Annotated in this window: 20 protein-coding genes and 1 pseudogene; 1 reads left to right on the top strand and 20 read right to left on the bottom strand. The window is 46.4% G+C overall.

Going from position 1 to position 22,328, the window contains the following annotated elements; all coding sequences use genetic code 11:
- Window positions 1-5: 5 nt before the first annotated feature.
- From CXIVA_RS02160 to CXIVA_RS02235, 17 genes and pseudogenes are all read right to left on the bottom strand, one after another.
- On the bottom strand, window positions 6-878 hold the full coding sequence (locus CXIVA_RS02160; protein WP_013976373.1) for a TIM barrel protein: 873 nt from the start codon (window positions 876-878) through the stop codon (window positions 6-8).
- Window positions 879-951: 73 nt separating this feature from the next.
- A complete protein-coding gene (locus tag CXIVA_RS02165) occupies window positions 952-2,343 on the bottom strand; it encodes a glycoside-pentoside-hexuronide (GPH):cation symporter (protein ID WP_041728215.1) in 1,392 nt (463 codons plus the stop codon).
- 242 nt (window positions 2,344-2,585) lie between these two features.
- Window positions 2,586-5,030 carry a helix-turn-helix domain-containing protein gene (locus tag CXIVA_RS02170; protein ID WP_013976375.1) on the bottom strand — a complete coding sequence of 815 codons (2,445 nt, stop codon included), beginning with the start codon at window positions 5,028-5,030 and terminating at the stop codon, window positions 2,586-2,588.
- Between the two features lie 186 nt (window positions 5,031-5,216).
- Window positions 5,217-5,648, bottom strand: a complete 432-nt coding sequence (locus CXIVA_RS02175) for a DUF6379 domain-containing protein (protein WP_013976376.1) — start codon at window positions 5,646-5,648, stop codon at window positions 5,217-5,219.
- A gap of 17 nt (window positions 5,649-5,665) precedes the next feature.
- The gene (locus tag CXIVA_RS02180; protein ID WP_242822905.1) at window positions 5,666-6,535 is read right to left on the bottom strand and encodes a TIM barrel protein; all 870 of its coding nucleotides are present in this window, start codon (window positions 6,533-6,535) and stop codon (window positions 5,666-5,668) included.
- Between the two features lie 199 nt (window positions 6,536-6,734).
- A complete protein-coding gene (locus CXIVA_RS02185) occupies window positions 6,735-7,310 on the bottom strand; it encodes a DNA-3-methyladenine glycosylase I (protein WP_041728218.1) in 576 nt (191 codons plus the stop codon).
- 117 nt (window positions 7,311-7,427) lie between these two features.
- Window positions 7,428-7,958, bottom strand: a pseudogene (locus tag CXIVA_RS14215) (methylated-DNA--[protein]-cysteine S-methyltransferase); the annotation flags it as partial.
- Between the two features lie 74 nt (window positions 7,959-8,032).
- Window positions 8,033-8,584 (bottom strand): histidine phosphatase family protein, encoded by a 552-nt coding sequence (locus CXIVA_RS02190; RefSeq protein ID WP_013976379.1) that lies wholly within the window; start codon window positions 8,582-8,584, stop codon window positions 8,033-8,035.
- Window positions 8,585-8,609: 25 nt separating this feature from the next.
- Window positions 8,610-9,542 (bottom strand): DUF1848 domain-containing protein, encoded by a 933-nt coding sequence (locus CXIVA_RS02195; RefSeq protein WP_013976380.1) that lies wholly within the window; start codon window positions 9,540-9,542, stop codon window positions 8,610-8,612.
- Window positions 9,543-9,544: 2 nt separating this feature from the next.
- Window positions 9,545-10,015, bottom strand: coding sequence for a low molecular weight protein-tyrosine-phosphatase (locus CXIVA_RS02200; protein ID WP_013976381.1), 471 nt, complete (start codon window positions 10,013-10,015; stop codon window positions 9,545-9,547).
- A 38-nt stretch (window positions 10,016-10,053) separates the two neighbouring features.
- Window positions 10,054-13,416 carry a DEAD/DEAH box helicase family protein gene (locus CXIVA_RS02205; protein WP_041728221.1) on the bottom strand — a complete coding sequence of 1,121 codons (3,363 nt, stop codon included), beginning with the start codon at window positions 13,414-13,416 and terminating at the stop codon, window positions 10,054-10,056.
- 19 nt (window positions 13,417-13,435) lie between these two features.
- Entirely contained in the window at window positions 13,436-13,576 is a 141-nt protein-coding gene (locus CXIVA_RS14075) for a hypothetical protein (RefSeq protein WP_158309830.1), read from the bottom strand.
- A 304-nt stretch (window positions 13,577-13,880) separates the two neighbouring features.
- Window positions 13,881-15,026, bottom strand: a complete 1,146-nt coding sequence (locus tag CXIVA_RS13265) for a restriction endonuclease subunit S (protein WP_013976384.1) — start codon at window positions 15,024-15,026, stop codon at window positions 13,881-13,883.
- Between the two features lie 46 nt (window positions 15,027-15,072).
- Window positions 15,073-16,575 carry a class I SAM-dependent DNA methyltransferase gene (locus CXIVA_RS02220; RefSeq protein WP_013976385.1) on the bottom strand — a complete coding sequence of 501 codons (1,503 nt, stop codon included), beginning with the start codon at window positions 16,573-16,575 and terminating at the stop codon, window positions 15,073-15,075.
- A gap of 3 nt (window positions 16,576-16,578) precedes the next feature.
- On the bottom strand, window positions 16,579-17,661 hold the full coding sequence (locus CXIVA_RS02225; protein WP_347475634.1) for a Fic family protein: 1,083 nt from the start codon (window positions 17,659-17,661) through the stop codon (window positions 16,579-16,581).
- Window positions 17,662-17,954: 293 nt separating this feature from the next.
- Window positions 17,955-18,773 (bottom strand): 4Fe-4S dicluster domain-containing protein, encoded by an 819-nt coding sequence (locus tag CXIVA_RS02230; RefSeq protein ID WP_013976387.1) that lies wholly within the window; start codon window positions 18,771-18,773, stop codon window positions 17,955-17,957.
- A 70-nt stretch (window positions 18,774-18,843) separates the two neighbouring features.
- Window positions 18,844-19,056, bottom strand: coding sequence for a helix-turn-helix transcriptional regulator (locus CXIVA_RS02235; RefSeq protein WP_013976388.1), 213 nt, complete (start codon window positions 19,054-19,056; stop codon window positions 18,844-18,846).
- A gap of 147 nt (window positions 19,057-19,203) precedes the next feature.
- Here CXIVA_RS02235 and CXIVA_RS02240 point away from each other — a divergent pair, with 147 nt between their 5' ends.
- Complete coding sequence (locus CXIVA_RS02240; protein WP_013976389.1) at window positions 19,204-20,151, top strand: DMT family transporter; 948 nt, start codon at window positions 19,204-19,206, stop codon at window positions 20,149-20,151.
- Window positions 20,152-20,195: 44 nt separating this feature from the next.
- Here CXIVA_RS02240 and CXIVA_RS02245 read toward each other — a convergent pair whose 3' ends face one another.
- The 3 genes from CXIVA_RS02245 to CXIVA_RS02255 are packed head-to-tail and all read right to left on the bottom strand — an operon-like array spanning window position 20,196 to window position 22,317.
- Window positions 20,196-21,422: a cysteine desulfurase gene (locus CXIVA_RS02245; protein ID WP_013976390.1), complete on the bottom strand. Its 1,227-nt coding sequence runs from the start codon at window positions 21,420-21,422 to the stop codon at window positions 20,196-20,198.
- Window positions 21,423-21,458: 36 nt separating this feature from the next.
- Entirely contained in the window at window positions 21,459-21,884 is a 426-nt protein-coding gene (locus CXIVA_RS02250) for a hypothetical protein (protein ID WP_013976391.1), read from the bottom strand.
- Complete coding sequence (locus CXIVA_RS02255) at window positions 21,838-22,317, bottom strand: SufE family protein (protein WP_013976392.1); 480 nt, start codon at window positions 22,315-22,317, stop codon at window positions 21,838-21,840. Before CXIVA_RS02255 ends, CXIVA_RS02250 begins: the two co-directional genes overlap by 47 nt.
- Window positions 22,318-22,328: the final 11 nt, after the last annotated feature.

Consider the following 22,328-nt stretch of genomic DNA (forward strand, 5'->3'; position numbering starts at 1 on the left):
CCTCCTTAGTCTCCGAGCAGATTCTTCAGCATGATGTGCTGTTTTCTCAGTGTCTGCCCCACTTCATATCCGTCGTCATATTTATCCGCTCCCTCGTATTCGCTGAGCAGATAGCCCTCATATCCGTTCTCTGCCATCACACGGATGATTTCCGGATATGGAATGGTGGTTTCCCGGAAATCGTCGCTCATATTGATAAATTTCGCATGGCAGCAGTAAATGTACGGCAGCAGCGGAATGATATCTTCCGGCTGATTCGGGGTATAGTTCGGATCCTTCCACTCATCTTCCCGGAATTCCGTGCGGAATACGGAGAAGTCAATATTCAGGCCGAAATGCTTGGTTCCCGTCTCTTTGATGAAATCCACGAAATCAGTAACCAGTTTGCCTTTCAGGTTCGACGGCGTATGGATCTCCGGGCACATTTTGATGTCCAGTTCTTCCGCCAGCGGAAGCGCGCCCTTGATGATTTCTCTCCAGTTGGTCACCGGCTCCAGCAGATCATTGATGACCGGCATTTTGGTACGCATCACAGTGAATCCCAGACGATGCGCCAGACGGATATCCCGCTTCAGCATCTCAACCGATTCCTCGGTGGTCAGATCTCTGTCCCCCAGCACATGGGAGTCGATCCAGTTGCCGTATTCCACCGGCACGATTTCATACTTGTCACACAGGCGGAACCAGTTCTCCACCCACTCATCCGTCGGATACGGATAGTTCTCGATATGGGTGTTTGCCAGAATCTCGATTCCGTGGGCGCCCATATCATGCACATCTTCAAAACAGTCTTCCAGTGTCTTGGTCAAGCCGAATTCCGCCGAGTAGCTGTACAGCGCCACGCCGCGCTTCGGTCCTTTTCTGTCATAAGTATACATAGTGATTCTCCTTCTTGCTGATCTGCCGGCTTCTGCTCACAGGGCAGAAATCGGCGGATCCTTCCGGCACCTGTTACTGTGCCTGTGTTTCCTTATCTTCTGCGGCATGTCTTGCCTGCAGTCTTTCGCGGATGGCATCCGCCTCCTTGTCACTCATCTTCCATAACAGGCAGAGCAGGCAGGCAACAATGTATAAGATAGCCGGGATCAGATTTACGGTAATATTGATTCCGCGCTGTGCTGCAGGCGTCTGCGGCGCATTGGCCACATAACCAAACGCTGCCATGATCACTACGCCTGCGGCGCCGCCAATGGCGTTTCCTACTTTTGTTGCAAGGCCATAGGTTGCGTATGCGGTACCGTCGGTACGCACGCCGGTCTTCTCTTCCATATAATCCACAGAGTCCGCTACCATGGACAGAGTCATGGGCATACCCACATTAAAGAGACCGAAAATGACATCGCCGAAGATAACCATCGGCATATTGTCAAACGGCGCAAAGAACATGATCAGCAGACCTGCTACCTGAACAGCCATGGAACCCATAAGCACGTTTCTCTTACCGATCTTTTTCGCGATTGCCGGCACAAACAGAGAACCAAGGATACCCAGCAGCGTCGGCAGGGTCATGATAACGGAAATCATGGTAAAGGACCCCAGGTCATAAATAACCCAGTAAGCGCAGACTGCGATACGTCCCATGAACGCGGTCATCTGTACGACCATGATGGCGCTGATGATCATCAGGTATTTGTTGGTTACCAGATTTTTTATGGTTTCCTTTAAAGAGAACTTCCGGTTCATTGTGGAAGCCAGCGGTTTCACATTTTCCTTGGAGGTAAAGAATACAATCAGGAACAGCGGAATGGAAATGATGGCATAAACGATCACCGTCATCAGATAGCCTCTGGCATCCGCAACTTTTGCTCCTTTTGCGGAAAACGCAAGCAGCAGTACCGGTGAGAGCGCGTTTACTACAGCCATACCGGCATTCATGCCGATGTTTCTGGAAGTATTGATCTGATTTCTCTGGTTTGAGTCCTCAGACATAACTGCCGCCATTGCGCCGTACGGAATGTTGGTCAGCGTGTACAGCATACCTGCGATGATATAAATCACTGCCGACCAGATGACGCCTGCCGCGCTGGAGCCGCCAAAGGGGTTGGTAAAGGTCAGTACGGAAAAGATTGCCAGAAACGGGCTTCCGAAGGCGATATACGGGCGGAACCGTCCCCATCTGGATTTCGTACGCTCTGCAATCGCGCCCATCATCGGGTCATTGACCGCATCCCAGATTCTTGCCACAATCATAATCACAGATACCGCCAGCGGTGCCAGACCCACGATATCCGTATAGAAAATTGTCAGATAGGAGCCGACGAATGTCCATACAAACTGTGACGCCAGATCACCAAAGCCATAGCAGACAACAGCGGCTTTTGAAGCTCTTAGCTTATTATCCATTTCATTTTCCTCACTTTTTCTCTCTGCATGTTTTACATATGCCAAAACCGGTTTTTCTGCTGATACAGAACTGTATCAACCTTATGGCTACATAATAGCGAATCTGATATTTGTCTTCTTTTCCCGTTTTTACAATCCGTTGCGGCTGATTGCATAAAATTTTTATAAACGAAAGCTCCTGCAAGAAATGACATTCATCTCTTGCAGGAGCTTTCTCCTGACCGTCCTTCCCGAAAAGGATCCTATACCGGATTTTGTCGTTTGCCTTTCTCTGACGGGTGCCGGTGTCTGCGGTAAATGTGCATCAGCACAACTTCCTGGGGTTCCAGTTCCGCTGTGACTTCCAGGGTGCCGTTTCGTTCCGCCGTCTCTCTCTGCATTTCGATTTCCGGGATGCTGACCGCCTGCAGATACTTCACATCCTCCCGGTTCAGTTCGCTCTCAAAGCCGAACCTTCTCCAGGTATCCAGAATGCTGCCGCTTCTGGCATTCAGTCTCCGGTTTTTGATCGCATACTCCCCAGCAGCTTCCATGTGCTGAAGCATAAGGGTGATTTTCAGTGTTTTCTCATCTTCGAAACGAATCTTCTGCACCCGCTCCAGATCCACCTCCTCATTCTGCAGGGGACTCCCCTGCCGGAACCAGGAAAAATGGTGGAAGAGAATGTACAGGTCCCCGTTTTCCTTGCTTGTCACAATGTAATTGCTGCCCCGGGCCCGGTACTGGGATCCCATGCTGTTCAGGAACGACAGGGCAAAAAAGGCCGGCTTGCGGATAGTATCCTTTGTCAGCAGACCGACGCCCCCGTTTACTACCTTGCTGGTATCAAAGTAACTGCTGACCCAGTCCGTGCCGCTCATCACGCACATCATGTCGGTTTTTCCCCACAGTTCCACGGTTTTTGCCACCAGATAAGCCGAGCGGAAACAGGAATCGTTCAGGAAATTCCGGTTGGCGATGGTGTTGTTCCATTCGGTAATCAGGAGCTTCCGGTCACTGATCCCCGCCTCATCCATCAGCCTGCGCATCTGGAGAATCCGGTCTTCCTCAATATTCGTGTTTCTGGAAATATATCTTCCGGGCGGTCCTGCCGCTTCATTCCTCCGGAATTCATAGGGAAACAGAAGAAACGAGGCAAAATCCGGGATGCAGTCATTTGCCGCGCATCGGCGGTAAAACGCAAGATCATATTCCCGGTCATGATCGATCACCGAGGAAATTCCGCCTACCTGAGCGCCGGGAACCATGCGCCGCACCGTGTGATAGACGTACTCCCAGGCCTGATAGAAATCAAACCGGGGATCCTGATAGACACCGGACCGGGGTCCGTCATGGAACCCGTCTCTGGCCAGCTCAAACGTCCAGGAAGAAACCTCCTCCAGGCCGTACCGGTTTATGATATTGAAGAAAAAGGCATAGATAATGTCTTCCCAGATCTCCCTGGATACAAAGGGAATATATTCTTCATTGTAGTAAATCACATCCCCATCTGTCTTGATAGCCGTATCCGGACGTCTGCCCAGATCCAGAAACGGGCGGATATGATGCTGCACCAGGAAATCCAGCGCCTGGTTAATCAGGTCAAAATTATACTGTCCGAAGGTGCTGCCGTCCGACACCTGACTTTTGATGGAAAATACATTCCAGAGCCTCACACAGCTGATCTGCAGATGTTCCTGCAGATACAGCACATGGAACTGGATATTGGCCCGGGTCAGATTGTGCAGTGCCCCCACATTGATACAGCTGTTCCAGGTCTGAGGATAATCCGCCGGTTTCTCTTTCGACAGATCCAGCAGTACCCGCATCTCATGCTCCTGGGTTCCCTGCTGATACCCCTTTTTCTGCAGTTCCGTACGGATCCTGCTCTCTTCCAGCATACGCGCTTCTTTTTCTTTTTCCGCTGTGATCCGGTTCTGCTCCCGGTATTCCGAAGGGGTCATATGCATCACTTTCCGAAATGCGCGGTTATAAGCGGATGAATTGGAAAAGCCGCAGTTCATCGCGATCTGGGTCAGATTCTGATCCGAATAATTCAAAAGTCCCAGCGATGACTTTACCCGCAGCTGCATGACATAATCCGCAAAATAGACCCCTGTTTTTTTCCTGAAAATCCGGGACAGTGTGGAAGTGGATACATACATCTCCTCTGCCAGACCGGACAGACTGATTTCTTCATTGATATGATTCAAAATATACTGCATCATCTGACGCATCCGGACATCCGCTTCACTCTCGCCGATCTCCACCCGGCTCTGCTGTATCTGATAATTTTCAATCAGATGATCCATCAGGTTCAGCAGAAGGCTGTCCTGCCGTGCCCGGGTCTGATGCTTCTGGGAGGTATATTCTGCTGTCAGATCGATCAGAATTTCCCGGATATCCTGATAGGAATGCATCGTATCGCTGACAGAATCCACATACAGGATCAGATTCCGGTTTTCCATAATTTCCGCAAGCATGGCGCCGGAATAAGACGCCACTGCATACAGCGCGTTCCGTACATCCCGCAGTTCATAATTCATTCCCGGATTGATCAGAAGAATATCCTCGTGCCGCATGGGAATGCTTTCTCCGTGATACAGTACCGTCATTTCTCCTTCCAGAAGAAACAGTATCACCAGATCGGTCTGGATATGCTCTTCTCCGCTTCTGGCTCTCCGAACAGTAAACCCAAGATTCTTCATGTCTGCTGATCTCCTTTATGATAAAAATCTTAGCAGTTCTTCCGGAAATACGCAATAAACAAGTGCAGCTTCCGAGAATCCCTTCTGCCGGCCATCCGATCCTGGTACAGAAACACCGCCCGGGAACCCGGACGGCGCTTTACGGTGTTTTGACTCTGATGCTTCCTTCGACGCAGGCCTGGGCGATTACACGATCACCATATGTTCTCTGGTATAAGTACCTCCGTGAAAGGAACAGCTGTCACCATTTTCATCAAACTGGTCCAGAAACGGCGGCATATAGGAACAGCTTGCCGCAAACCGCACGGACACATCATGAAAGCCCTGGGCCAGTCCGCCTTCCTGATAGATTTTCAGTGCCGCCACATCCGTAATGCGCCAGAACGCGTCGGATGCCTCTGCCAGTTCCTCCACAGTGTATTCCCGGTGATTGATTTCCCAGTGCACCTGTTCCTTCGGATAGGTTACCCCATCCACAACTACCTTGCCCGGCCGCAGCTGGCTGAGCCAGATGCCCCGGTAATAATCGGAACGAACGCAGATCTGGAAGCCCACGATTCGTCCGTTTTCTTCCATATTGTGAAATCCTCTGTACTGAATTACATTTGCTTCTAACATGTTTTGCCCCTTCCCGACTAATATCCCAGCAGCCGTTTCAGCATCACGTGCTGTTTTCTGAGTTCCTGTGAAACATACCCCGGCACATCCTTGTTCGCGCCCTCATACTCGCTGAGCAGATAACCTTCCCAGCCATTGTCCTGCAGGACTTTGATAATTTCCGGATACGGGATGGTCAGCTCCCGGAAGGAGTCATCCATTTTATTGAATTTGGCATGAATACATTTTACATAGGGAAGAAGCGGTATGATCTCCTCCGGCTGCGAATGCTTGCAGTCCGGATTAAATACCACAACACCGGGCACATCAAAGCGGTTCTGAAAAACACTCAGGTCAATATTCAGTCCGAAATGTTCCGTTCCTGTCTCTTGGATGAAATCCACATAATCTGTCACAAACTGATCTGCAAGAACTGTCGTCAGATGGATCTCCGGACACATCACCACGTCATACTTCTCCGCTTTCGGAAGCACCGCCCGAATGATTTCTCTCCAGTTTTCCACCGGCGCCAGCTGGTCATCGATGACGCCCATCTTCGTCCGGAGGATACGGAAGCCCAGCGCGTGGGCAATCCGGAAATCATTCACCAGTTTTCTGCTGGCTTCTTCTACGCTCATCATCCGATTCTTATACAGGCGGTTATCAATCCAGTGGCCATATTCCACCGGCTCAATCTGATACTGCCGGCAGAGCGCGTTCCATTTGGCCAGATAGTCATCGCTCAGATCCGGATAGCTGTCGATATGGGAATTGGCCAGTATTTCCACACCGGTGGCACCCATGTCATACATATCCTTAAAACAGTCCTCCAGGTTCATGGTTCTTCCGTATTCTCCCGAATAACTGTAAATCGCGACGCCCCGTTTTATTTTTCTCTCTGCATCCATATGCCGCATACTCCTCTCTTTCTTTTCTCTGCCCTTATATCTTAGAGGTCTGCGGCAAAAAAATCTTTTCAAATGTTTCCGCTGCGGCATATGGTTCTTGTGTCTTTTCTTTTCCGGCGGAAAATCTGCAATATATGATATGCATTCATTGCGGCACACCGACTCCATGACCCGCACCGCTTGCATGCCACTGCCGCATTTATTCCATATCTTCCGGCGGCCGGTATAGGAAGCATCCCTCTTCATGGGAATGAATCACGCCGGCAGCCTGCAGATAGGAATACATGATCGTTGTGCCGACAAATTTCATGCCCCGCTGCTTCAGATCCGCGGAAACCGCATCGGAAAGGGGTGATGTGGTCCGGCCGATCTCCCGCAGCGTCTTTCCCTGGGTCCAATGCCAGAGATACCGGTCAAAACTGCCGTATTCCGCCTGTATCTTACGGAAAATCTTCGCGTTGTTCACCGCGGCGCGGATTTTCAGCCGGTTGCGGATGATGCCCGGATTGCCCCGCAGTTCCTCCAGTTTCTCTTCTCCATAGCTGCAGACCCGCTCCAGGTCAAAGCCGTCAAAAGCCTCCCGGAACGCCTCCCGTTTATTCAGCACGCATTCCCAGGAAAGCCCCGCCTGAAACATCTCCAGAATCAGCAGTTCAAACAGCCTGTGGTCGTCATGCAGCGGCACGCCCCATTCCTCATCATGGTAGCGGATATACCGTTCGTTGTCCGGTTTGCACCAGCGGCACCTGGGTTTTCCGTCCGGCCAGCGAAGCACGGACTTTACCTGTTCTGCTGTCTTCCGCTTCTCCTCTGCCTGCCCTGCCCCGCCGGATTTGCGGGAGGGAACCTTCGGCACAAACAAGCCGCGCTGCTTCAGATCAACGCCTTCGTTCTCCAACAGACGGATCTTTTTCTCAAATCCTCCGGCATAGCCGGTCAGGCTGCCGTTTTTTCCTACGACACGATGACAGGGCACCATCACCGACAGCGGGTTGTGTCCCACGGCGCCGCCCACGGCCTGAGCAGATACCCTTGGTCTGCCGGTCCGTGCCGCGATCTGCTTTGCGATGGCCCCATAGGTGGTTGTGGCTCCAAACGGAATCTTCAGCATTTCCTCAGAAACCATCCTGCGGAATTCCGATCCGGTCAGCGCCAGATCCGGAAAAATGCCTGGATCTTTTCCGGAAAAATACTGATCCAGCCATTCCGCCGCCTTCCGAAACACCGAAAGGTTCTCTTTTTCCGTTTTCCCCTGCTCCGGCATCAGGCTCCGGTCATAGACCTGTCCGTCAAACCACAGCCCGAACAAGCGCCTGCCATCCTCTGAAAACAGCGTTATCATTCCAAGGGGAGACGAGTAGTTCCAGTAATAACTCATCGCATGCCCATCCTTTCCGATCTGGATTTCCACATTGGTGCCCATCCTTTCCGATCTGGCTTCTCACATATGGATTTCCGCATTGGGATTCTCCTATTTGGAGTCCCTCATCTGAATTCTCACAGGAAATGATATTCCCTGATTTCCGCATTTCTGATCCCGAACTCTGCAAACTCCTGATTCGTCATATCCCGGAAATAGGATTCAACGATTCTGGAAATTCCGTTGTGCGCCACCAGCAGACGGACCTTTTCCGGCTCGCTCTTCAGATCATCCAGCAGATTATAAATGCGCTGGGCCACCCGCATCATAGATTCTCCGCCGCCAAAACTGTCCGTAAAGTTCTCTTTGGCTTTTCGAAACGCAGCTCCGTCCCGGGGTGTTCCTTCCCAGCGGCCGAAACTCTGCTCCAGCAGACGGGATTCCGCACGCACCGGCACACCGATGATCCCTGAAATTTCCCTTGCCGTATCATATGCCCGCTGCAGCGGTGAAGTCAGAATTTCGTCAATCGTGATCCGTCCCGCATCCATTTCCGCTTTCAGCCTGCGGCCGGTCTCCCGCGCCTGCTCATGTCCCAGCCCAGTCAGCGGGCTGTCCGTTGTGCCGCAGATCTTGTTTTCCACATTCCATACAGTCTGTCCATGCCGGACAAAATAAAATTTTCCCATGGTTTTCCTCTGTCTTTTCTACGCATCATTGCATCAGATCAAATATTGTCATCTGATGATCCCGCCAGCTCTCCTGCTCCGCCTCATGGATTCTGTCTCCCGGCAGAAATCCTCCGATCAGAAACGGAGCCTTCGGGTCATGTTTTTTCATGTTCTGCCGGACAAGCGCCGCGCTGTAATTCGCGTAGCAGTATCTGCACAGATGTCCGCAGGTATTGTAGGCTCCGATATCACAGGACAAATAGCAGGCACATTCTTTTCTGGCTCCGGGGCGTTTCGGTACCCGAAGATGTCCGTGAATCGCCGTCTCATAGGTCTGAACTGTCATACAGCCCCTGCAGTCCGCGCCGTACTGCGCCAGTTCATTTCCCTCCGCGCAGGGTCTGACAGTCATTCCATACTTTCCGGCGATCGCAATCATTGCCCGGCCAAGGGTGAGGCGATCCGCCTGCGGCACGCTGCGGACTTCCGGAAAATTCCGGATCACTTTGGAATAAAGATCCACAAAACTGATGACACAGGTCTTCGTATACCCTGCAAGTTCCGCAGCCATCTGTTCAAATTCCTGCAGATGCCGCTCCACCGTATAGGTTTCATTGATAAAAATCGGATCGTAACGCCAGCCGATACTGTCGATTCCTACAAGAGAAGAAAGCGTCCGGAAATCCTGCAGAACCTTGTCCCTGGCCGGAACCCCCGGTTCAATTTCCTTCCCGTAGGGAGTAATCGTTACAAACCAGTACTGCCCATATTCCTTCAGCGCATCCATATGGGGCAGCATGGGGGCAGGATTCTTCGTGCAGAAGCCAATCACATCCACCACATCCGGCGACAGCCGGTACCGCGTCACCTGGTTGGGATTGTAAGGGTTGCGCACCAGCACACAGCCTTCTTTCAGACGATTGACAAACCATTCACTGTAAAAAGCCGGAATGTCCGTCCGCTGACCGGTATTCATAATCACGACTGCCTGCCTTCCCTTTCCAGATATGCCAGAAGTCCCCGGCAGCCGGCAGCGATCTGGTCTGCGCACTGCAGAAACTGCCGGGTATACCAGGGATCCGCAATGGTTTCCTCCGGCTGATCGGTATACTCCATCAGTCCGTGGATCTTATGCGCCGGATCCTCTCCCAGCATCCGCCTCATATTGCGCAGATTCTCGCCATCCATGCCGATGAGCAGATCATACGCCTCATAATCCGACCGCCTGAGCTGTCTGGCGGTATGGCTGCCAACAGGAATTCCTTTTTCCATCAGCGCCTGCTTCATAGGCGGGTAGATCGGATTTCCGATCTCTTCCGTCGATGTCGCCGCGGAATCGATCCGAAAATGTTCCGTACGTCCGGACTGATTCACCATATTCTGTAAAATATACTGTGCGCTTACGCTGCGGCAGATGTTGCCGTGGCAGACAAATAGTATTCTTATCATAATCGTGAATTCCTTTGTTTTCCTTTAAGATATATAATTTACGCTACCGCGTTCGCGTTAATTCTCTCTATAACCTTCCTTATCGCCGTCCATACAGATATATCCGTAAAGATATCAACTACACTTCCCTGATCCGTAAACGGCGGTTCCTGAAGCACAGAAAGATCTTTCATCAATCCATTATGGATGATGTACTCCACAATCTGATTCACGAAGTAAATCTGTCGACTATCAAGATTCGCGTCACTTAAGAACTCTGAGAAAGCCTCTTTCGCGGCATTCATATCCATACCGACAATATTACGGACAAGCTCTCCTAACGGCTTCTGACCATACTCTTTCTCATAGTCTTCTTTTGATCCAACTTCCGACCAGAGAATCTGTTCCAATGATTCTACATCAAGATGTGTAAGTGGCTGGTTCGTCCTTAACTTTGCAATTGCAATGTTATCCTGATGCTGACGAATATAGTGCTCAGCTTTTGCTTTATAGTTTGCTAAATCATCACTTTCCAGCTCAGAATCATTCCATGAGGAATCCAAAATATCATCTGTAAAATCTGTATCATATCTGAGTTTATTATGTGGCATAAACTTCATCAGATTACGAAGATTCTCACGAATATGTTCAAAATCATCAATTCCGGCGTGGTCCACATAATCAGTATTAAGAATCCTCTCGATAAGTTCCTTCTGAGCCTGAATCTGTGGAATATTTGCAACAGAGGCTATTCCACTTACTTTTTTCATTAGATCAGTTTTCAAACGACCATATTTACGTCCAGCAAGCTGCGCCAATTCCATACCATAAATCAACGCATCAAAACGAACCGCTGTCGCCTCATCACTATCCGGCAAAATAAGCGGTGCAAGTTCCTCACGAACTAATAATGTATCTTCGTATGTCAGAGTTTGATAATTTGATTCTTTTGAATATAAATCCACATACTTAATATGCTGGCGTACCGCAAAGTTTTCGCGATTAAGCTCTTTTACTTTTCCGGTCATCATTTCAACCAGACGATTACGATAAGCTATCAATCGATCGATCTGATAATTGATATCCTGCAATTTATACGCAATCTGGAACTCTAAGTTGAATACCGCTCCCTGAAGTGCAATCATATTTGCAGTCGGTCGCCCTTCTCCCATTCGGAAGAATTCAAAATTTCCGCAGAAATCAAAGATATAAAACTTAGACTTATCGTCACCATCAATAAGTCCCGGGCAAAGTCTTGTTCCACGGCCAATCATCTGCCAGAATTTTGCTTTACTCATAACCTTCTTAAAGAAGACCAGATTCAGCACTTCCGGAACATCAATACCGGTATCCAGCATATCTACCGAAATCGCAATCTGCGGCAGTTTCTTTGCATCTGAAAACTCATCAATCGCACTCTGTGCATAGGTCATGTAATTATCAATAACCTTGGCAAATGCCTGACCATTTGATCCTTTTGCCAGATTCGGATACTCCTTATGAAATACTTCCAATATCTTCTCTGCGTGCGCGTGATTCTTAGCAAAAATAATCGTCTTACCGATTTTTTCACCATAATCCACCTTCAAACCATCACGCATTACAATATGCAATACCTGACGAATGGTATCTTCATTAAAAAGCCAGGTATTCAGCGCCGATGAATTAATTCTTTCCGGAATCTCTCCGTTCTCATCCTCAAAAGTATTTTCATACTCTTCTTTTTCTTCCTCTGAAAGTTCGGCATAACTGATTCCCTGCTCGATAAACTTAAGCTTGGTTTCAACAGACATGTAATCAACCAGATAACCATCCTTTACCGCCTGAGCCAATTCATATCCATAGGTCGGAACTCCGTTATCCAATTCAAAAACAGAATACGTATTCTTATCTATTTCATCCTTCGGTGTTGCAGTAAGTCCCACAAGCGGAGCATCGAAATAATTAAAGATGTTTTTATACTTGTTATAAATGGATCTATGCGCCTCATCGCAAATTACGAGGTCGAAATGACCACTGGTAAAAAGCTTTCCATTTTCATCTTTGACAGTATCAATGCATCCCATCATAGTCTGATAGGTTGAAAACACACAATGAGAATTGTAATTATCTTTTTCTTCACAAAGATTTGTGCATGACAAATCCGGAAGAAGATTCACAAAACTTCTTTTTGCCTGTGTAACCAATGAGTTTCGGTCTGCAAGGAAAAGGATATTCTTCACCCATCCTGCATCCAGAAGCACTTTGCAAAGAGCAATCACCGTTCTGGTCTTACCCGAACCTGTAGCCATGACAAGAAGCGCTTTGCGTCTGTTTTTCTTATCAAAACTTTCGCAAACCGCTTTTACTGCAGCCTCCTGATAATATCTTCCTGCAATTTCTTTATCTACATTAATGTGATTTAAGCTGGTCTTCATAGACTGAAGATTAAACAGCTTTTCCAAATCACGCTTTGAATAAATCTCTGCTACCCTTCTTTCCGGATATTGATTATCTATAATTCTTGTTTCAAATCCGTTTGTTAAAAATACTGCCGGTCTTCTGCCATATTCATTTTCCAGAATATCTGCATAAAGCTTTGCCTGCTGACGTCCTTTTGCGACATCCACGCAAGTTCTCTTTGCTTCTATCACCGCAAGCGGTTTCTGTGCATCATCATAAAGAACGTAGTCTGCAAATCCAACTTCAGACTTATTGGGCATACCCGAAAGTTCTACTTCGTTAACCCAGTCTTTGCCTTCCGTCCAGCCTGCATCAATAAGCATGGAATCGATATAAATCTTTCTGGTCTTATACTCAGACAGATCAAGCGGCTTCGGAACATAAGTCTGTTGTTTCTCTGCGCGGCGAGAAGACAGCGCTTCTTTTAAGGACTCATTTTCCTCGCGAAGCTTCTGTAAATCCAATTCTTTCCGGGCAGAGCTCTCAATTTCTTTTTTCAGCTCTGCTTTTATTGCTTCTGCCTGCGCACGAGACTCTTTGCTCTTTTGGATTCTCTCCTTCACAAGGTTCGGATTAAAACTTCTTTCCTCATACAAATCCGAGTAGCAATAAGCAATGTAATCCAAATAGATAAAAAGATTTTCCAGACAAAGAAGCGCTGCATCTCTACCAAGCTTCTTCCCGCTATGAGCCACATTATTACCGCACCGACGGATAAAATCCATACGTTTCCACAAATCCGGTCCGATAATCTGGCGATAATCTTCCGCATTCATAAGACTCTGAAGATTATCCCGATATGGCATCTCCAGCTCTTTATCTACGGAATACATCCACTTCAATGCAAACTCCATAGCTCGTCGGCTATTAATGATACTTGCCTCCGGATCCAGCAAAATAATACGCTCTGCGGAAATCGCCACATCTGCGAAATTCTTAAATTTTGGTTCTTCTTTTAAATAATCAAAATTTGTAATCATATATCCGCCCTTCAAAACGCTATATATCTCTTTTACGAGATGCTTCTAATTCCAACCAGCACTCCGCCATTTCATCCATGAGTTCTTCCATCGACATCTTTCTGGCTAAAGAGTTCCGTTTTTCTTTGTCTCTTTGCCAACGATAGTCTTTATCTTTCAAATATCGTCTCTCGTCTTCAAGAAAAGCTTCGATATATTCCGGATCAACCGTTAAGTACACCGCAACCATATACTTACATATTACATCATTTTCTTATGCAAATGGACATGTACACATGGATTTCTTTGGGTGTTTCGTGTCGATAAACACCTTATCCTTCGACTTTCCGCTTCCGGAAACCTCTCCATTATAACAATTCGGATCCGTTTCCTATATATCCAAAATCTTATTCTGTTTATAGTATTCAATCGCTCTACAAACAATCTTCCTGGGAGCTTTTCTACTAATCCCATATAATCTCTATTTATGCCGCAGTCAGCACTGCAACTTTTGATTTGTCGACCTGAGCGACAAAGGCAGCGTACTCTTCCTGATCCTTCATTGGCGGTACCAAAACAGGCAAAGCAGAAAGCTGTTTCATATTGATGCTCGCAATTCCTGTAGTCTGTTTAGCACATCCCAGAAAATACCTTTTTGACTTCTGCTGTTGAAGATATTGAGCCATAAAGACCGGAAGAAGTACATCTTGCTTCAGTCTTACCCGGAATATATGGTTTTGGTGTATACAGTCTTTAGGTGGTTCATAAATAATAGCACCTCTGCCAAGCTTGTCAGGATCTCCGCCTTCTGTCATCAACACATCACCGGGCATTAATCTATACTGATCTATTTCTCCACCTGTTGCCATTATGGTCTTAACTGTAGTCCAGTCAATATAGCCGTCTTTCACATTGGATACAGCCATATAGGGAACTTCATATAACTCGTCTGTCTTGACTTTACGGCCTTTTGTAATGCCTGATACTATATCGGCCAAAGAATCCAGCCGTTTCTCAGGTAAGCCTTTTGGATTAATTAGCATATCCCCAAACATCTCGACAAATCGGGCTTTGATGAGTTCATCAAGTTTTCCTAGTTCTTCCTCTCTCATCTTAATAATGGAATATAATTTATCGAGATGAGTGCTTATTTCAACTTGCTTAGAATACTCTGTTTCAGTAACTTCATATCTTGAAACATAATCATCAGTTTTTAAGTTATGAAGACCTGTTGTCTTATTTTCAAACGGTCTTGTACCGCCTCTTCGGTAATTTCCATAAAGCGAATAAAACACATATTTAGGAAACCATTTGGATTGATTCTTTACCCTTAACAAGCCAGTAAAATTATTAAATAAATATGTCTTATCTGGTCCATCAAAGTAAATAACTCTTCCTACCGGCTGTTTGTCACTGCCACCAGATTTTTCGATAATAATATCACCTGGTATAAGATACTTATCTTCTATGTTTTTCTTTGTAATTTTTCTTGTAACTACATCGCTATAGTCAACTACGCCTTCATTGGTAAAGTTTGTAGTTCTAAGAACTGGGATTCCTTCACCAGTCTCATCATCAGTCCCCCATTCACCAGACAAGGCTTTTCCTGTTATCTCTATAAGTTTTGCCATCTATCATCCCTACAAATCTCAATTTGTTTAAGACTTGCTTTCCTTTCTACAGATTCAATAATCTTTCCAACTCATCCATCTCTTTGCCAATTTCCATCTCCATTTCACGGATATCTGCCATGATCTCAGATGTTGGCGGATACTCTACCTTTACGTATTCTATTTCCTTGTATTTGTTAATGGAAAGATCGTAATCGTTATCTGCGATATCCTGCTTTGGAACCATGAAGGATTTATCCGTACGTTTTCTTTCTGCCTCCTTATCAAGATGCTTAAAGCGTTCGATGATATCCGGAATATCACTTTCGTTTACCGGTGTACGCTTATCATCTAAGCTGTATCCATCTGAAGTCATATCATAGAACCACACATTGTCAGTTCCGCCATGATTTGTTTTCGTAAAGATAAGAATCGCGGTAGACACTCCGGCATATGGTTTAAACACACCGGAAGGCATAGAGATTACTGCCTCCAATCTATTCTCTTCAACAATCTGTTTTCTGATATTTTTATGAGCCTTTGATGAACCGAAAAGCACACCATCCGGAACGATACACGCGCATCTTCCGCCAACCTTTAACATACGAAGGAAAAGTGCCAGGAATAATAATTCCGTCTTTTTTGTCTTACAAACCTTAAGTAAGTCAGCAGATACCGCATCTGCATCAAGGCTGCCCTTGAAAGGTGGATTTGCAAGGATAAGAGAATACTTATCCTGGTCAGCATTCTGGTCAGACAAGCTGTCTCGGTATTCAATAAACGGATTATCGATTCCGTGAGTCATCATGTTCATGGCGCCGATGCGAAGCATGGTTCTATCCATATCAAATCCATTGAACATAGAGTTCATGTAATGCTCTTTTTTATCCTTATCAAAGAAGATTTCTTCTTTCTTTGTTTCTTTTAAATACTCTGCAGCGGATACCAAGAATCCTGAAGTACCACAGGCAGGATCGCAGATCACATCATCAGCTTTCGGATCTACCATTTCTACCATCATACGGATGATATGTCTTGGAGTTCTAAACTGCCCATTTCTACCTGCAGATGCTATCTTATTTAACAGATACTCATATACATCACCACGCACATCCGATGACTGTGTGCCGTTCATGATTTCATAGATTTCATCCAAAGAATCTACGACCTTTGATAACAAAAGCGGTGTCGGAAGCTTAAAGATTGCATCATCCATATATTTGGAATATGCACTGTCCTTATCACTGTGGAGATTCTTAATAAATGGAAATACCCACTCCTGCATCACCGTATACATTCTTCCTGCCGGGAAATCATGGAACACGGACCATTTCAACTGTTTTCCATCGATAGAACGATCACCGATTTTGACTTCTTCTGCAAAAATGCTGGTATAAGGAAGTCCAAGCATTGCACTTTCTTTTTCACGCTTGTTATCTACATCATCCAAATCTCTGATAAACATAAGGTATGTAATCTGCTCGATTACTTCCAAAGGGTTTACCAATCCGCCTGCAGCAAACGTATCCCACAGTCCATCAATTTTGTTTTTCAATTCACCTGTAATCATTTACTAATCCTCCACGTTCCATGTGTATTTCGTATAACGGCCACCGCCGATTTTCTTAATTTCGTTTTTCTTTAAAAGATCTGCCAGAGTTCTTTGAACCGTAGTATTACTGATATCAGGATTCATCTCAACGAGTTCTGACTTTGTAATGGTTCCTATGTGATTCTTTATAATCTCACGAATCCGATCCGCCTTAGATAGATTCGGATTTGTTACCAGCTTTACTCTGGATTCAAATTCCTTATAAGCACTAACGATTACGCCAAGCATATAGTTCACAAAAGGCTTATAATCGTTTTCGTTCTCATGCCAGTCGATGGAACTGTCCTGAAGAGCTTCGTAATAGGTCTCCTTGGACTCTTCGATGATCTTTTCGATACTGACATACTTCCCAACAATAAATCCTGACTGATACAAAAGCAGAAGTGTTAATAATCTGCTCATTCTTCCGTTTCCATCATTAAATGGGTGGATACACAAAAAATCCAGAATAAACATACTCATAAGAATAAGCGGATCCGCTTCGCCCTTGGCATCTTTATATGCTTCACATAACCCATCAATCGCTCCCGGAGTCTCCCATGCCGGTAAAGGCTGAAAACGAATCTTTTCATTTCCCTGCTCATCTCGTTCTCGGATAATGTTATCGCTCGTCTTAAATATTCCGCCATCTGCGTTACCGATGAACTTATACAAATCACGATGGAGCTGAAGAAAATAATTCGCATTGATTGGAATATATTCATAACTCTCATGAATCGTGTTTAATACATCACGATATCCAGCAATCTCGGACTCATCACGGTTACGGGGAGTTGTCTTCTCCTGCACCAGATTCTTCAATCTGTCATCTGCTGTAAAAATACCCTCAATTCTATTTGAAGCTTCCGTACTTTGAATTTTAGCAAGTTCTACCAGCTCTTTTAATTCATCTTTATGTGTCTCAATAAACAGTCGCTGCTCTCCCTTGAATTCATTAATCAGTGTAAGCTTTTTAACAATTTCCGGAGTAAGCAATTTCTGCCACTTATCTTGGTATCCATACTCTTTCATCCAATTACCCCATTGCTGTTTTAATTTAGTCATTTTCGAAATGCACGACTTAATTGAACATGGCTTCATTCTACCCTGATTTTAATTTATCGTCAAACATTTTAATTTTGTCATTTTATGCTTCTATGACTAAATTGTTTTGACGCATGAGTCTATTAAAATAACAAACCCTCCGCAAGCCATGTCAAAGTACAGAATTTTTTCTCTGCTTTTGACATTCCCGGGAGGGTTTGTAGTGTCATAGTCAAGGGCTCTTATAAATAAGAGTTCCCAGTTTGAGAACTCATCCTATCCTATCGTATCGCAGCCGTTTCAAAAGTTATGTTTTATAAAGCATCCTCCGGACAGTTCCTGACACATTCCATACACAGGATACATTCCGTTCCGTTAGATCGTTTTCTCAAATTGTCGGTAACATCCACATTCATCGGACATATCTGCCTGCATATCCCGCAGGATATACATTTTCTCTGATCACACTTTACCCTGATCAATGAGAAGAAACTCATTGGTTTCAAAAACACGGTGATCGGGCAGATGTATTTGCAGAACGCACGGTTGTCCTTAAATGCATACGAGAGAATAATGCCGACTGCATAATACAGCACATTGCCAATTATAAAAGCCCGGAACATGATCCTTTCGATATTCCCGGCTCTTGCAAGAAACAGCGATCCCACAAAAATCAGGGATGCTGCAAATGTAATATACCGTATCCATCCGATCTTCTTCCTCGGATGCTTCGGAACTTTCCAGGGCAGAAAATCCAGCACCATGGCCGTCCAGCACGCGTAGCCGCACCAGCCTCTGCCGAAGATCAACGGACCAAAAATCTTTGCCACCGCATAATGAACAGTCGCCGCCTCAAAAACGCCATTGAAAAGATAGTACCAGAAGCCCTCTATCTGCATATTTTCATTACATATCAGTCCCAGGTAGACGAGCATATACAATCCGACCAGAAGCTGGACCACGCGTCTTGCGTACTTGTATTTCTTTATAAAGAGAACGATTCCGAGAAAGACAGCGATCCCGATATAGCTGAAATTGAACAGGTAAAACAAATTATCCTTCGTCAGCCATAGGGTAACTGCTGCTGTCTCAAATATGAGCAGCATTATGATTGGTAACGTGTATTTTCTCACTCTGTTTTCTCCAGGTTACTGCACATGTGTTATTGTTCTAATCACTGCATAACAGGCGGATCGCCTTCTGCTATTTGGTAAGCGGAGGATTCTCAAGAAGAGAATCCGGATGTTCCATTTTGACCTTATAAGCCATCAGCCTGAAAAGATACTCCGGCATGTGGCGGTTTCCAAGCTCCCAGTCAGTCATCGTCCGGTACGGAATTCCAAAATATTCGCAGAATTCCTTCCTGTTCATCCCAGTGCTTGTGCGAAGTTCTGTTAATTGCTTTCCGCTCTCCATAAGATCTCCCTCTCTTGATACCTATTCGAGACTATGATACACCAGCCCCTGTTTTTACGCAATGCGTATTTTATGAGAAAAAACGCTCCGTTCTTCTCTTTTTGTGCTAATATAAGAATTTGTGAAAATAACGAGGAGGAATCAACAGTGAGAAAAACCGCAGCCGCTTATCTGGGCCTTATTCTTGTGTTTGTTTTATGGGGAAGTCTTTACGTGGTGAGTTCCGTTGTCCTGCAGTATATGCCGACCTTCGCCGTCATGTTCTGCCGATTCGTGATTGCCTTCGCTGCTTTAAGCATTATCGTGAAAGCCGGAACCCGGAAATGGAACCCGGACGGAACGGACGAACAGGGACGCAAAACAAAAACAGACGGTCCAGGATGGAAGTACGTGATCCTTCTGGGTGTCCTCGGCTACGCGGTCGGCGTCGGCGTCCAGCTGATGGGCACCAAATACGCAGGTTCTTCGATGGCATCACTCATCAATTCACTGAACCCGGTCGCCATCTCACTTATGGCAGTGCCGATTCTTCACGAAAAACTCACCGGGAACAAAATCATCGGCATCCTTCTGGCAGTGTTTGGCGTCTATCTGATCCTCGGGACGGGCGGAACTGTCAATTTGCCTGGCATTCTGATGTCGCTTGCCTCCGTCCTTCTGTGGTCCCTCGTCTCCGTCATGACCCGTCAGGGTCTTGCAAAAAATAATCCGCTCGTCATCACAAGAAATGCCATAGGCGTAGCGGCAGTATGCGAATTCATCTTCGCAGTGGCCGAACACGTCCTGACTCATTCCACGATTCACCTCAATGGAGGTGTGATCGCAGGCCTTTTATATCTCGGAGTCTTCTGCACCGGCGTCTCCTATATTTTGTGGAACCAGGGACTGGCTGTGCTTCCGGCAAGCAGCTGCTCGGCGCTCTATCCCATACAGCCGCTAACCTCCACCGTTATGGGGGTGATTTTCTTTCACGAAACCGTTGGCCTTTCCTTCGCCGCCGGGGCTGTCTTCATCCTTGTCGGCGTCCTGCTGTGCCTGTTGGGCGCAAAGCGGATGAAACACCGGAAAACGGACGGTCAGCCCCTATATCATTGAATGCTAAGGTGCAGCATCTATTTTGTTATAAGAAGTTTTATTCATCAATCTGCAAATTTTCTCAGCATTGGAATAATTCTCTCGAACGCCTTCCTGCACTGATCAATTTCCTCTTTTGTATTATAAAAAGCCGGCGACAGACGAATCGCCTTTTCATATCCCAAACTTGCCAATGCCGGCTGTGCGCACAGATTACCGGAGCGAAGCGCTACACCCATTTTATCCGCCATGCTGGCCAGGTCAAAAGGATGCACCCCCTCTATATCCATGGATAAGGCACCCGACCGCCTCCCGGGATGTCCCATAACAGACAGCCCTTCGATTTTCAACAGCTCCTGTTCCGCATATACTAAAAGTTCCCTCTCCCAGGCACGCATCTTCAGCGGATCGTGTTCTATGATATAATCTATCGCTGCGCCCAGTCCAATGATCCCGGATATATTCGGTGTACCTGCCTCCAGACAATGGGGCAGAGATGCCCACGTTGTCAGCGGCTGAGTCACAAGATCGACCATGCCTCCACCGTAACGGACCTTCTGCAGGGTTTCCAGAGCCTCGCTTTTTCCATACAGCACACCTATTCCGGTTGGCGCAAGCATCTTGTGGCCGGAAAAACAGTAATAATCACAATCTGCCTCTGACACATCAATCCCTTCATGGAGTATTCCCTGTGCACCGTCGATCAGAACTTTTGCACCATATCGGTGCGCAAGCTTTACAATCTCCTGGATGGAATTCACTGTTCCTGTAAGATTTGTCACATGGGCCGCCGCAACCAAAGCGATCTCATGTTCTTTTAAAAGTTGCTCCATCCCATCCAGATCAAGCTCACCATCCTTTTGCGGACATACATAAAAATCCGCTCCAGATAATTTACAGGCCTGCTGCCATGGTACATAATTGGAATGATGCTCCAGTTCTGTGACCATAATTCCCTGCCCCGGATACAATGTTTCCCGATAAGAGGCCGATACAAGATGGATGCTGTCCGTGGTACCTGAGGTAAAAATCACACACTTCGAAGCCTCTCCATTCAAAAAGTCATTCACCTTCTTTCGCGCGTCTTCCACTGCCCCGGTTGAAAGTTCACTCAGATAGTGAATGCCTCTGTGAATATTGGCATGCTCTGTTTCATAATGCTGTTTCAGCCTTTCCAGGACCTTGGTCGGAACCTGACTTGTTGCCGCATTATCCAGATATACCAGCCTTTTTCCATGAACCGTCTCTGACAGAACCGGAAAGTCTGCTCTCCATCTGTTTGCCTGTTCCATACAGCTTATCTTCTCCTATCCAAACCTTTCTGGAAGTTACATGCACTCTGACAGCTTCCCATAAACATAATCCGTCAGCTCTGATACGGTCGCAACAGCAGTCAGCTTTTCCGGATCCGGATTCAGTCTCAAATCTTTCTGTACCGCGTACAAAAGCAAAACCTTCTTGGTCGATTCCGAAGTTGCGTGATCGCATGGTGTCGCCTGATCCAGCTCCCGGATCATCTTTGTATCCAGTTTCATAGTTCTCGCCAGAGACAAAGCCGCCAGTATACGGATATTATCTTCCTCAATATCCGGTGCCAAAAGATATTTTGACAAAACATAGGCACGCAAATGCGCTCCCACATACTCCTTTGTGGGATGATCCGCCGAAAGAATTGCCTCTGCCTCCTTCGCTGTCTGTTCTTTTGCTTTATTCAGAATTCGGATTACCAGCTCCCTGCGGCTTTTCGCATCCATTTATCTGCCTCCCTGCATATAACTGTATATCTCTGACCACCGAGTGCAATCCGTCAAAACGATCGGTAGATATTTCTTTTGCAATATTCGTCTCTTTAATAAAACGCGGTTCATAGGAAAGAATTTCCTCCGGTGTCCGCCCGTTCAAAAGAGATATGATCACGGCAAGAATTCCCCTGATGATCAACGCCTCGCTGTCACCCGTAATATAAACACGTCCCTTTTCGTAAGACAGCTTTATCCACATCGCGGACTGACAGCCCTTAACCCGCAGATCATCCGTCCGCTCCTCAGCCGGAATCCTTGGAAGTTCTCTTGAAAGTTCCAACAGATATTCATATTGAAGAAACCAGTCCTCTAATAGGTTCAGATCCTCAATATAAGTATCCTCAATCTCCCTGATAGACCCTGACTCTATGGCTGTATCAAGCATGACTACATTCC

It is taken from the genome of Clostridium sp. SY8519, from assembly GCF_000270305.1.
Lineage (GTDB): Bacteria > Bacillota > Clostridia > Lachnospirales > Lachnospiraceae > SY8519.